Here is a 13,275-nt window from a genome sequence, read left to right as displayed (position 1 = left end):
CAAATTTAGCCGTTCAATTTTAATAGTTGATCGACTACACGTTGAGCACTTCTCGCCCCATCTTCATGAAAGCCCCAACCCCAATATGCCCCACAGAATGAACTGCGGTTTTGACCATCGATCAAATCCCAACGCGCTTGTGATTCAATTGTTTTTTTATCAAAAACAGGATGTCGGTAACGACGTTCGACATAAATCTTATCTTTTGCGATCGGCATATTCGGATTGAGTGTAGAAAAGATCTGAGTCTTACACGGTAGCTTCTGCAAGCTGTTCATCCAGTAAGTAAATCCATAGTGTACTTGATGAGCTTTGCTATTTTTTTGATGTTTCTCTTGAGCAGTGACATGCACATGCCAACTTGCCCATTGAGATTGACGCTTCGGCATAATCGAAGTATCAGAATGTACCACCATAAAGTTATCTTGATAATCAAAACAACCTAATACATCTCGCTCATCTGCCGAAGGATCTTGAATCAGCTTTAACGTATCATCAGCATGACTCGCAAACACAACCCAATCAAAAGTTTCTTGTTCTTGATTCGTGACAATATGAACTAAATCATTTTCACGAATCACTTGTTGAACTTGCGCTTTTTTCCAAATAATTGATGGACAAGCTTTTTGAATCGCTCGTATATAAGAAGCTGAACCACCTTTTACTGTCTGCCATTGAGGGCGGTCTTCCAATTGCAACATACGATGATGTTGAAAAAAGCTTACGACAAACTTATAGGGAATATTTCCAACCTGATCCACTGGGCTTGACCACAATGCACCACACATTGGATATAAATGTTCTTGGCGAAATACCTCTGAATAATCATTTTGATTCAGATAGTCTTCGATACTCAGTTCAGCGTTGCACTGATCTAACTGAATATCTTTGTTGTCTTGATAAAAACGAATCAAGTCGGACAGCATGATCCGAAATTTCTTATTTAAAAAATTCTGAGGTCGAGTTAATAGTGACCATTTTTTTGATGGATTATATTGAAGCCCTGTCACTTGATTGTTGACCGAAAAGCTCATATCACTATTCTGTGCTTCTACACCTAATTCGGCAAGCATGGCACTGAATAGAGGATAATTATAATCATTGAATACAATAAAACCGCTATCTACAGCAACGTTTTTACGTTCAATCCAAAGATCATGTGTATCCGTATGTCCACCGAAATACTGTTCTTTCTCAAAGATTGTCACTTCATGCTGCTTTAATAATTTCCATGCAGCATATATACCTGAAATACCAGAGCCTACGATTGCAATCTTCATCAAGACTCCTCGCTTTGAATTTTACTTGTGTTTATTTTGAGATTTAATTGATGACTTTTATGGGTATCATAAATACGTTGTGGTACAGGTTTAATTCCCCAAATCAGACCTAAAAAAGACATCATTTTTAAAATGTAATAAGTAATGTCGATTTGCCACCAGAAGAAACCTTGCCGAGTACTCCCAGCATAATAATGATGGTTGTTATGCCAGCCCTCACCCAATGTAATAATCGATAAAAATAAATTATTTCGGCTGTTATCCTTCGTCTCGAAGTCTCGACTGCCATACAAATGCGCAAGTGAATTGATACATAAAGTCGCATGAATCAGCAAAACAGTTGAAATCACAAATCCCCATACCAATAGCTGTAAGCCTGAAGTACCTAAACTCGGATAAGCAATACTCAACCACTCACCTAAACCATAAATTGCAAAAGCAGTGAACAAGACCACAGGTAAACTAAAACGGTCTAACCAAACAATTTCAGGAAACTTTAGCCAGTCTTTAATGACTTCTTTTCGTGTAGAAAAATTCTGTTCATTTAAAAACCATCCAATATGACTGTACCAAAATCCATGTGTAGATGAATGCGGATCGTGATCTGTGTCAGTAAAACGATGATGATAACGATGATGAGCTGCCCACCATAAAGGCCCTCGCTGTGCACTCATGGTTCCGATCAACACAAAAAAGAATTGTATTGGACGCGAAGTTTGAAAGGTTTTATGCGAAAGATAACGATGAAAAAAAGCAGTGATCGCAAACATACGAATAAAATAAAAAAACAGCATGAATGCTATAGCAAACCAAGACACACCCACCCAAAAAACTGCAAGACAAGCGATATGCAGCAAAATGAATGGTAAAATTCTAATCCACTGAATCTTGGTATCTTTTGAGCTTTCTTGAAAAGGAATATGCTGTTTATCTAAAGTATCAGTCAGTGACCAACTATCCATCCATCGCAGAAAAAATTTAAACATTGATTCTTCCTGACCCAATCTCTTTTTATATTTATGATATTAATAGAAATCATATGAAGTTTATGTGAAGCATCCTTTTAGGCATGCTAGTGAACTCTTAGCATCATAATACAAAATTACATAGGAAACATAAATTTATATATTTTTTAACCTAAACTCAAAACCTCATCGTTTGAGTCTAGGCTCAGTTTTAGAAACTAAAAGTCAAATAGATAGCAATATAATTAAAGTGAAATCATGGGCAAGATTTTCGATACGCTTGAAATCACCAAATAAATCGCAACACAAATTACCACTACAGCAAATACCTCTTGTACCGTTTTGATATCAATCAGGCTGATTAATCTTCTGCCAATTAGCATGCCGATAATACAAGCCACAACAAAGCTAACAGTTACAACGATTGGATACTGAAAGCCATCTATGATGTGTATTGAAATACTTACACCACCAATTAAGAAAATGATCATCAGTGACGTTGCAACGATACTACGCATATCTAGATCAGTGACTTTACGCAAAGCTGGCACAATCACGAAACCGCCACCAACTCCTAATAATCCAGTTAATAGACCTGCAATTATGCCTATAATACCCAACACTGAAGCAGTTTTAACATTCCAAATCAGTTGCCCTGTTGATTGATTCACCTTACACGGTGGATCTTCAAAATCATTCACCTTATTGAAGAAAATACGATAAGCCACAATCATCATCACGATACTAAAACCAAGGCTTAACCAAACTGGAGAAATAATACTCGCAAGATGAATCCCGTAACGTGCTGATGGCAAGCTGATTAAAGCGATCCATATTGCGGCACGATAACGTACGATTTTCTTGAATAAGCCTTGAACCATGCCAACAAATGCAGCAAGTGTTACTGCCAACAAACCTACTGGTGCAGCTTGAGACACCGTCCATCCTTGACTCGCCATCAATGCTGGTACAGCCAAAATACCGCCACCTGCGCCTGTCAATCCAAGTAAACATCCGATCGCAAGACCTTCTAAGACTAATAACCACATGATATGCAATGTCCTCGTACAAGGATGAACCCATTTCTGGAGAAAATACTGCCCTAACTCAGCTCTGAATCAGGACTAAGTATTTGATTTATTTAAGCTGAATAAACTAAAGTTTTGGCTTCACCAGCCATTCACGACCTTTGAGCATTCCATCCCAATACATCGGCGGTAGAATTTGCTCTTTTAACAGCCATGCAAGCTGTGAAGGTTTTTGCCCATCGAGCAACCACTTAGGGAAACTAGGTAACAGTTTTCCGCCATAACCAAATTCTGCCAACACAATCTTTCCACGCTCAACTGTGAGCGGACAAGATCCATAACCGTCATATTGCGCAAAATTCTGATTGCCTTTTAAGTACTGCAATACATTCACTGCAACAATAGGTGCTTGCTTTCGTGCAGCTGCTGCCGTTTTCGCATTTGGTGCATTAGTGACATCACCCAAAGCAAAGATATAAGGATACTTACTATGCTGTAAGGTATGCTGATCAACACTGACCCAACCTGCCGCATCAACCAAGTTACTCGCTCGGATAAAATCAGGTGCTTGCTGCGGAGGAACAACATGAATCATGTCGAAATCAGTTTCAATTACTGAAGTATTTTCCCCTTCACTGACCTTAAACCAAGCTCGCTTTTGGCTTCCATCGACTTTAATCAATTGATGATTAAAGTTTAAATTGGCATTGTAACGTTTAATGTATTCCATCAAAGCTGGAACATAAGCTTGTACACCAAATAACACCGCACCTGTATTATAAAAATCAATTTCAATATCTTTTAATACACCTTGTTTTTGCCAATAATCAGCTGACAAATACATTGCTTTTTGCGGAGCACCAGCACATTTAATTGGCATAGGTGGCTGTGTAAAAACAGCTTTACCCTGTTTCATATTACGAACCAAGTCCCACGTATAGGGTGCAAGATCATAACGATAGTTTGAAGTCACACCATTTTTACCTAGCGTTTCAACTAAACCTTCTATTCCATGCCAATTTAATTTTAAGCCCGGACAGACGACTAATACTTCATAGTTAATCGGCTTACATCCCTCTAATAAAACTTGTTTATTATCAGGATCAAAAGCTGCAACAGCCGCCTTAATCCAATGAACTTGTTTAGGAATCAGACTCGCCATTGTTCTTACCGTTTTTTCAGGAGCGAATATCCCACCGCCCACCATCGTCCATCCTGGTTGGTAGTAATGAATTTCAGCAGGATCAATCACGGCAATATCTAAATTCGATTGACGAGATAACAAACTTGATGCTGCTGAAATACCCGCTGCTCCCCCACCGACAATCACCACAGAAAAATTCGGTATATTGTTTAACTGAGTTGGATTTTGCTTCAAAATTCGAGGGACTAAACCTTGTAAATCGTAGCCCAGTGATTTTGACTGCAACAACATCTGATCAATGGTAAGTTCAGCCACTTGAGACAGTGCCCATAAGGTAATTGATCGAGTTCCTGAACGGCAAAATGCTAGTACAGGTTTTTGGGATTTTTGATAAAGTGACTTAAATTCAATTGCTTGTTCATCTGTCACCCGCCCACTTACAACAGGTAAATATTCCAATTGAATCCCATGGCGTATTGCAGCTTCTTGGATCTCAATAATATTTGGCTGGTCAACACCTTCACCATCAGGGCGATTACAAATAATCGTTTTGATTCCCTTGGCTGCAATTTCAACCAAATCAGATTGATTGATCTGCGCAGATACCCAAAATTCAGGGTTAACTTGTTTTAAGTCACTCACAATTTTCCCCTTATTTCCCACACGCTTTATTGGCAGGCAGGGCTATATCAATCTTTTTAGGATATGGAAGATCAAGATTTTTCATAATTTCTACAAAATCTTGTTTGCTACGTCCATGACCTAAACGAGAGTTCGATTCGCGTTCATGCCTTACAGTTGAAGACAAACGACCTTTATAATCATGTCCTGGGTAAACGATCGTGTCGTCAGGTAAAGTGAATATCTGTTGGTGGATACTGTCGTATAAGGTTTCAGCATTGCCTTCTTGGAAATCAGTACGACCACAACCATCTATCAGTAATGCATCACCAGTAAACACCATATTGTCAATGACATAGCTTGTGCAGGCATTCGTATGTCCAGGGGTATAACGTGCTTCTATTAAGCATTCACCAACACGGATCGCACTGCGGTCAGTGATAAAAATATCACCACAATCCACGCCAGAGTTACGATGTAAAACTGTTTTACAGCCAAAACGTGCTCTGAGTAAATTTGCAGCCGTAACGTGATCTGCATGAACATGCGTATCTAAGCTGTAAACTAACTTGAGATTCAACTGATTCAACATTTGTTCATAACTTTCTATTTCAGAAGCAACTGGATCAATCAGTACCGCTTCACGTGTTTGTTCAGATGCAACCAAATAAGTATAAGTTGAACTTTCTTTTTCAAAAAATTGATGAAATATCATTTCAATTTGTCTCGATATGCTTGGTTATATTCTTATTTTGCAAACTAAGTGCCAACTTTATGCAATACAAATTATATTCAAATAAAACAATATATTAATTGATAATATTTAATTTTAAACAAAATCCCTATTTCATTAATGTTGCACAATATGTTTCAATTGTTTCAAATGAAAAACATTCGATGAAACACCATGCACCAAGCGATTGATTTTGATACTCAAGCTGATTTAGAGAGCTTTTTGTTTAAATTGCAAACTCTAATGTTAGATAGTTCCTTTCTTATCTTAGATCAATCTAAGCAGCGTTTTGTGTATGAATTCAACGATAAAAAAATCAATAATTCGTTATTTCAAACTTTAAAAAAAACAATACAACATCATGAGCTTGAAATCGGACGACATATGATGAGTGATGCAGCTCAATCCATCGAGCTGTTTTGCCATCGTCATCCTATTAGAATTATCGATCAGCACTTTGAGGGAACCTTATATTTATTACAATCCACTCAAGTTATACAGAAAATAAAACAAGATCAAAACATCCCAACTTTAGAGCAGATTTTTCATAGCCACTCGCCAGAAATGCAACGCATGTTTTCCATTATTCAACGTGTTGCAGTTACAGAATTCCCAGTTCTAGTTCGCGGTGAATCTGGTAGTGGAAAAGAACTGGTTGCGCAGGCTATTCATGATCATAGTCAGCGGAAAAATAACGTATTTATTGCCATTAACTGTGCAGCTTTAAATGCCAATATTCTGGAAAGCGAATTATTTGGTCATGTTAAGGGTGCTTTTACAGGGGCGATTCGAGAACATAAAGGCGTATTTGAACGTGCTGCAGGCGGAACACTTTTTTTAGATGAAATCGCTGAAATTCCATTAGAACTTCAAGCAAAATTATTAAGAGTTCTTGAGACTGGTGAATTTACACCTTTAGGTGGAGAAAAATCGATTAGAGCGAATGTCCGTATTATCACCGCTACTCATCGAGCGTTACGAGAAGAAGCTCGTCTTGGACGCTTCCGTCAAGATTTATTATATCGACTGCGTGTTATTCCAATTTTTGTTCCACCACTGCGTGATCGTAAGCAAGATATTCCATATATTGCAGATTATATTTTATCTGAACAACACAATGTTTTTGGTACATCGACTAAATTATCTAATTCAGCATTACAAACCTTAATGCAATATGATTGGCCCGGAAATGTCCGTGAATTAAAAAATACGCTCCTTTACGCACTGACCATGGCAAGCGAGAAGTCTGAAATAGATGTTTGCGATTTACCCGATGAAATTATTGATAAGCAACATATTCCACCTTCAAATTCAATCATTGAAGATGAACCATTACTGATCTCGGATAAAATCAATAAAGAAACGATACGGAAAACATTAATCCAATATCAAAATGATCTTTCACTCGCAGCAAAAGCACTGGGTATGAGTCGAACCACACTTTGGCGCTATCGTAAAAAATTTAATTTATAAAAAAAAAGCGAGACTTGGATATCTCGCTTTTTTATTGACCACCTTATCTAACTTTTCAAATGAGGGTTCCCAAGAGACAGGTCATTTTCTAAATGCTGATCAAATATATCAGTCAGCATACTGTCGTAGCGTTTAGCATTATATTTTAAAAGCTGTTCCGCTTCATTTGCAGTAATAAAACCCACTGCAACTGCATCTGTAATATGTTCCTCAAAAGTCAGTCCTTTAAACTGATCTTTAGATTCAGCTTTTTTAAACTTATCCCAAAGCGGCTGCAATGTTAGTAACATTTGGAAGGTTGATTCCATGCGCCCCATCACATCTGTTTCATCGGTTGTGTAATAAACATGTTTTTTCAATTCCGCTCTAAAAGAATTTTCTTTAAGTAGTAATTGAGCAACTTGTTGTTTAAGTTCATCCGATGGTTTTGTGACTGGTCGACCAAATGGGAAACTGATTAATTTCACCAATGTCGCAGCAATTTTCACAGGGAAATTTTCATACAATCCAAAGAATGCTTCCTGAGCATTATAGAGAGCCTTATTTAATGCTAATTCTGCATGTTTTTGATCCGACTCAGTTCTTTGTCCATGCTCATAATAATTAAGAATCGCTGTTGCAATAAATAAATGGGCATGAATATCTGCTAAACGACCTGAAAGCATTTCCTTACGTTTTAAATCTCCAGCCAATATTCCCAATGCCATGTCTGCCGTCAAAGCAAAATCAGCACTCATACGATTGATCATTGCATAATATGGTTTTGAGAAATCATCAGCCGATGAAGAGCCCACTTTACTGCCCCCTGTGAGACCAAATGCAAGCGCTTTTGCAGCACGATTAAAAGTATAAGCAAGATGTTTAAATAACAAGGTATTGAATTTTTTTAGAGCACTCTCTTTATTGTCTGATTGCAATAATTGCAGTTCTTCAAATAAATACGGATGGCATCTCATGGAACCTTGACCGAAAATCATCAAAGAACGCGTAAGAATATTTGCCCCTTCTACCGTAATTGCAACAGGTATGGATTGATAAGTTAAAGCCATAAAATTACGTGGTCCTAGCTGAATCGCACGTCCACCAACGACATCCATACCATGATTAATCACTTTTCTCATAGTTTCAGTCGCATAGTATTTTGCCATAGCTGTCATGACGGCTGGAGTCCCACCCTGATTCAAACCACAAGTCACCATATATCTAAATGACTCAAGCATATAGGCATCACTGGCAATATCACTGGTTGCCTCTTGCACACCTTCAAAATGCCCAACTGACACTTTAAACTGTTGTCGAACGCTAGCAAATGCACCCACTAAAAGGTAACTCATCTCAGCCGCAGCAGTCGCCAATGCTGGTAAAGAAATACCACGACCAACGCCTAGACATTCCATCAACATGCGCCAACCTTTACCTGCATTTTGTTGACCGCCAATAATCCAGTCGATTGGAATGAAAATGTCTGTTCCTTCCACAGTTCCATTCATAAATGGCGCACCAGGATTATGGCGTGCACCTATTTTTATGCCTTCATGACTTGCAGGTATTAATGCACAGGTAATACCATATTCACTTTTACTTTTATCACCTAATAGACCATCTGGATCGTACAACTTAAACGCCAAGCCAATTACCGTTGCAATCGGTGCAAGCGTAATCCATCGTTTAGAAAAATTCATTTTTAGACCCAGAACTTCTTGTCCTTGATAAGACCCATAACAGACTATACCTGTATCTGGAATCGCTCCCGCATCAGAACCAGCTTCTGGACTGGTTAAGCCAAAGCAAGGAATTTCTGTACCATTTGCTAAGCCGGGTAAATAACGTTGCTTCTGTGCAGTTGTACCGTAATGTAGCAATAGCTCACCTGGACCAAGCGAGTTGGGTACCATACAACTCACTGCCGCAGTCAATGAACGTGATGCTATCTTGCTCATAATGCGGCTTTGAGCAAATGCTGAAAATTGTTTTCCCCCAAATGATTTTGGAATGATGAGTCCTAAAAAACCTTTATCTTTAATAAACTGCCAAACTTCAGGAGGTAAATTTTTATCTTTGTGGTGAATTTTCCATTCATCAAGCATGGAGCAAAGTTGTTGAACTTCATTGTCTATAAAAGATTGTTCTTCAACTGAAAGTTTTGGATATGGATATTGATCGAACTTTTCCCAATCAGGCGCTCCCATAAATAATTCTTTTTCCCACCAACTTGTACCTGCTTCCAAAGCCTCTCTTTCTGTAATACTCATGCTAGGCATTGCTTTGGAAAGAATATTAAATGCAGGTTTAGCAATTAACGCTTCACGTAATGGTGCAACAAGTAAAATAATACTCATTAAAATGATGGGAATACCAACCACTAAACACCAAGGTGTAATAAAAATCGCGCATAGAATCGCAATAGCGATAGCCAAAATACTACCAATTGTTCGATTGAGTTCGAAATAAAATGCAGCCCACAACACAAAAAACTGAATCAACAAGCTAAGCAATATCAATACGAGAGTCATAATTACTCCTTTGCCTTCAACTTGAACTGAGAAAGATGATTTATTTGAATTACTTCATGTTTAAATTTAGATGGAAATAGGTGAAAAAAGCGTGAATTTTTATTCTACAGATTGGATTGATTTTTTTTTAAATTCGCTACCCAACATTACACAACCGCATCAAGATAAAACCTCTTGCGAAAGTCGTTATTGCAAGTTTATCTGGCTTACTAGTGCAGCGAGGTTTTGTTGCCAAAAGTTTGAAATAGAATGCTACCCTAATTGAGCTAAATTCAAGTGATAACCTGGATATGATATCAATCTAATTATTTGAATTTATTAAAAATTTATACATATGCATGAATCTAATTCATCTGACTAGGAAAACTCCTTGCTGTGAATTTATCACCTAATAATTTGATGAAATGCATTTTGGTTTCCACTAAACTTCGATGATGATAACCAGACCATTTTTTCCAAAGTGACCTACCTAGCCTTTTGACTGTTTTTAATAATTCATTCCTCTCTAAAGATATCTATTTCTTATCTTTCCAAAGCTTTGCATTCTTGCTAGGTGGAATGACTGCATGTGCATCTCAATCTAAAATGACTTGTCGGCAGTGCTTTGTATCATCAGCACCATCTGTATAGACTAAATCAATTCGTTCATCCAACGGAATTTGATCAAGCAAATCACCAAGCACCTCTGAATCACTCACTTTGTTTGTTGTGAGCTGAACTACTCGTAGTTGATATGAAGTTTGCGCCATTGGAGACGATATTCAGTATCAAAATTATAAAATTGATTCTATTTTCGATAAAATAGTTTTATATAAAAAGACCACGTCAAGGGGATGACGTGGCGAAAAACTGAAATATATAACTCACTATACACAGCATATAATCAAGCTATGTATTAACTTTTCGCAATGTTATCGAGTAGTTCTGGTTCCAACATAAAGAAATCTCGTCCAAAATTTTCCAACGGAATATCAGAAAGGTTAATTTGGTATTCAATATCACCGTTAAAAAAACTTTGAGATTTTTGTATCGAACGTTCCCAACCGAATTCCTTACCACATTGCTTGAGCAAATATTGATAAACCTTTGCATCATTGACTCTTAACAAGAATGCATCATCAGATAACTGATGTATCGAGACATTTTCGGAATATTGCACATCAATCATGATCTACCTCCTAGAATGAATGATCAAGTGAATATTAGTTATCATTATAGATAATTGCTTACTATTCAACCATTTTTTAATATTTATTTTTAGTTATTAAATATTTAAGTCATATTTTTGAAATAAACAACAAGACTGGAAGCGATGTGACGAAAATTATCACTAATGCTAGCTTTCTTCTCTGTCAAATTATTAGCGATAAAGAGTAGGTCTTTGGCTGCATAACATCAAAAAGTGTAAATTCTCATAATAATACTTCCCATTAAAACCAATGATGTTCTAAAAAATTATTATTTATACATGCCTAAATACATAAAACAGCATTGATTCGATCTTGATCTGTGATTAAGTTTAATCCATTCATTACCTAAAATTTTCTCCATAACAACTTCTATATTTTCTGATGGGTAAACTATTTTCCAAATTAAGTTAGTAGACACTAAAAAGATTCAGTTCAAATTATTCAACGGTAAATGAATAACATCTTAATTGTTTAGAATTGTCTTCTATAGAAAACAATCATTATAACCTCAGACAACTGACAGTATTTTTTTAAATGTGTGCCCTATCTTTTGAATAATTACTACTGAATTTAGGCAGATCAAACCGTCATTCACATCTATTCTACTTTGAAAGAGCCAGTTAAGTTGTTCGAAGTATAGGCTTGTATATTGTTAGCATTTCAAACTGACGATTAGCTAATTCTCAATTGCTCCTTACAAGTTTTATCCCATGTAATTCAATCCAATATTGGATGTGGGGTAGGTTTAGGGGTAAAACCAGAGCTAAGAAAAAAAGCCCTTGTAAAAACAAGGGCTTTTTTAAATATTTGGCGGAAGCGGTGTCCGTCTAACAATAGTCCTAAGCAGTCCAACACAATATTATAAATATATATTTTTCAATTGTTTAATATTTTAATCGTCCTAAGCCATCTTGCCCAATCCTACCATTTCCAGTATTTTATGAGGGGTAGGTTGAGGGGTAAATCAAAGGCATGCCAAAGAAATCCAAAGAGCTTTCCGCACTCAGTGTAGCAAGAATTAAAGAGACTGGTCGATACCACGTAGGCGGCGTTGATGGTCTTTGTTTAAATGTTGAAAGAGATTCCCGTGTCTGGATTTTACGTGCCGTTGTGGGAAAACGTCTGGATAAAGATGGAAAATTAAAACCTCATCGCCGTGATATTGGTATTGGCCCCTACCCTGAAGTTTCCTTGGCAGAAGCCCGTGCCAAAGCCGCTGAATTAAAATTACAAATACGAAATGGGATTGATCCTATTGTGCATAAACAGGAACAGCTTGAAAAGCTGCATGTCCAGCAACTACGGAATAAAACATTCATGGAATGTGCAAAAGTTGTTATTGCCAATAAAACCCGTGAACTCAAAAATCAAAAGCATATCGGACAATGGTCAACAACACTGGAAACCTATATCTATCCAACGCTGGGTGATCTCACCATTGGCACCATTACCAAAGTAGATATTGCTGAAGCTCTCAAACCAATCTGGATTGAAAAAAATGAAACAGCCAGACGTATTCGTGGTCGTATAGAAACCATTTTTGATTATGCCAAGGCTATGGGATATTTTGAGGGTGACAACCCTGCTGAATGGAAAGGCAATCTTGAACCTATATTAGGTAACTTAAAGCAGGAATCACGCCCACATCCATCCCTGCCTTATGAACAGGTTGCTGAGTTTATCCAGCATTTAAGACAGAAAAAAGGGATTTCCCCTAAAGCTCTGGAATTTGCGATTTTAACTGCATGTCGATCTGGTGAGATTTTTGGGGCTAAATGGCAGGAAATTGATTTTAAGAATAAGGTTTGGATTATTCCTAAAGAACGGATGAAAGCAGAAAAGGAACATCGCGTACCTTTGTCTGAAGAAGCCATCACGTTGCTTGAATCAATCAAAAATCATACTCAAGCACAAGATTTCATTTTCCCTGCCCCACGTTCTGGAGAAATGCTTTCTGATATGTCATTAACCACATTGATCAAACGGATGCATGAGCAGAAGCTTAAAGAAGATGGCTTAGGCTATATTGATCCAAAACAAAATCGTGTGGTTACAACACACGGTTTCCGTTCTACATTCCGTGATTGGTCAGCCGATAAAGCGGATTATTCACGGGAAGTTTGTGAGCATGTACTTGCCCATAAACTACCCGATGAAGTTGAAGCTTCTTACTTACGTGGAGGGTACCTTGAAAAACGTAAAGGTTTAATGGCTGATTGGACTGAATTCTGTTGTACACACTTTAACTAGACATCATAAAACGAATGCTTCAGCCTTAGATGGCTGAAGCATTCGTTTTAAAGGGAATTAAACAGATTTTTTTACAGG

Annotated in this window: 9 protein-coding genes and 1 pseudogene; 2 read left to right on the top strand and 8 right to left on the bottom strand. The window is 37.4% G+C overall.

Features of this window, described 5'->3' with window-relative positions:
• Nucleotides 1-5 precede the first annotated feature (5 nt).
• From F908_RS06495 to F908_RS06475, 5 genes are all read right to left on the bottom strand, one after another.
• Entirely contained in the window at nucleotides 6-1,280 is a 1,275-nt protein-coding gene (locus F908_RS06495) for an NAD(P)/FAD-dependent oxidoreductase (RefSeq protein WP_005159478.1), read from the bottom strand.
• Nucleotides 1,280-2,266, bottom strand: coding sequence for an acyl-CoA desaturase (locus F908_RS06490; protein WP_005159464.1), 987 nt, complete (start codon nucleotides 2,264-2,266; stop codon nucleotides 1,280-1,282). Before F908_RS06490 ends, F908_RS06495 begins: the two co-directional genes overlap by 1 nt.
• Nucleotides 2,267-2,490: 224 nt before the next feature.
• Nucleotides 2,491-3,294 (bottom strand): sulfite exporter TauE/SafE family protein, encoded by an 804-nt coding sequence (locus F908_RS06485; protein WP_005159461.1) that lies wholly within the window; start codon nucleotides 3,292-3,294, stop codon nucleotides 2,491-2,493.
• Between the two features lie 106 nt (nucleotides 3,295-3,400).
• Nucleotides 3,401-5,059: a bifunctional protein tyrosine phosphatase family protein/NAD(P)/FAD-dependent oxidoreductase gene (locus F908_RS06480; RefSeq protein ID WP_005159459.1), complete on the bottom strand. Its 1,659-nt coding sequence runs from the start codon at nucleotides 5,057-5,059 to the stop codon at nucleotides 3,401-3,403.
• Between the two features lie 10 nt (nucleotides 5,060-5,069).
• On the bottom strand, nucleotides 5,070-5,753 hold the full coding sequence (locus tag F908_RS06475) for an MBL fold metallo-hydrolase (RefSeq protein ID WP_005159454.1): 684 nt from the start codon (nucleotides 5,751-5,753) through the stop codon (nucleotides 5,070-5,072).
• A 192-nt stretch (nucleotides 5,754-5,945) separates the two neighbouring features.
• On the opposite strand from F908_RS06475, the gene F908_RS06470 reads away from it, so the two are divergent.
• Nucleotides 5,946-7,244 (top strand): sigma-54 interaction domain-containing protein, encoded by a 1,299-nt coding sequence (locus F908_RS06470; protein ID WP_005159451.1) that lies wholly within the window; start codon nucleotides 5,946-5,948, stop codon nucleotides 7,242-7,244.
• A gap of 47 nt (nucleotides 7,245-7,291) precedes the next feature.
• Here F908_RS06470 and F908_RS06465 read toward each other — a convergent pair whose 3' ends face one another.
• The 3 genes and pseudogenes from F908_RS06465 to F908_RS06455 form a co-directional block, all read right to left on the bottom strand.
• Entirely contained in the window at nucleotides 7,292-9,757 is a 2,466-nt protein-coding gene (locus F908_RS06465; RefSeq protein ID WP_005159449.1) for an acyl-CoA dehydrogenase, read from the bottom strand.
• A gap of 347 nt (nucleotides 9,758-10,104) precedes the next feature.
• A pseudogene (locus F908_RS06460) lies at nucleotides 10,105-10,520 on the bottom strand (transposase); the annotation flags it as partial.
• Between the two features lie 132 nt (nucleotides 10,521-10,652).
• Nucleotides 10,653-10,925 (bottom strand): hypothetical protein, encoded by a 273-nt coding sequence (locus F908_RS06455; RefSeq protein ID WP_004662783.1) that lies wholly within the window; start codon nucleotides 10,923-10,925, stop codon nucleotides 10,653-10,655.
• Between the two features lie 994 nt (nucleotides 10,926-11,919).
• On the opposite strand from F908_RS06455, the gene F908_RS06450 reads away from it, so the two are divergent.
• On the top strand, nucleotides 11,920-13,197 hold the full coding sequence (locus F908_RS06450) for a tyrosine-type recombinase/integrase (RefSeq protein ID WP_005159445.1): 1,278 nt from the start codon (nucleotides 11,920-11,922) through the stop codon (nucleotides 13,195-13,197).
• The last annotated feature ends 78 nt before the right edge of the window (nucleotides 13,198-13,275 follow it).

Origin of the sequence: Acinetobacter sp. NIPH 284 (assembly GCF_000369425.1) — a bacterium.
Classification (GTDB): Bacteria; Pseudomonadota; Gammaproteobacteria; order Pseudomonadales; family Moraxellaceae; genus Acinetobacter.
The sequence above is the reverse complement of the archived record's forward strand: the minus strand, read 5'-3'. Positions and strand labels throughout refer to the sequence as shown.

Bases quoted from the DNA above. Each gene is read 5' to 3' on its own strand.
- F908_RS06495 (WP_005159478.1), bottom strand. From the start codon at position 1,280: ATGAAGATTGCAATCGTAGGCTCTGGTATTTCAGGTATATATGCTGCA.
- F908_RS06465 (WP_005159449.1), bottom strand. From the start codon at position 9,757: ATGACTCTCGTATTGATATTGCTTAGCTTGTTGATTCAGTTTTTTGTG.
- F908_RS06470 (WP_005159451.1), top strand. From the start codon at position 5,946: ATGCACCAAGCGATTGATTTTGATACTCAAGCTGATTTAGAGAGCTTT.
- F908_RS06490 (WP_005159464.1), bottom strand. From the start codon at position 2,266: ATGTTTAAATTTTTTCTGCGATGGATGGATAGTTGGTCACTGACTGAT.
- F908_RS06485 (WP_005159461.1), bottom strand. From the start codon at position 3,294: ATGTGGTTATTAGTCTTAGAAGGTCTTGCGATCGGATGTTTACTTGGA.
- F908_RS06475 (WP_005159454.1), bottom strand. From the start codon at position 5,753: ATGATATTTCATCAATTTTTTGAAAAAGAAAGTTCAACTTATACTTAT.
- F908_RS06450 (WP_005159445.1), top strand. From the start codon at position 11,920: ATGCCAAAGAAATCCAAAGAGCTTTCCGCACTCAGTGTAGCAAGAATT.
- F908_RS06455 (WP_004662783.1), bottom strand. From the start codon at position 10,925: ATGATTGATGTGCAATATTCCGAAAATGTCTCGATACATCAGTTATCT.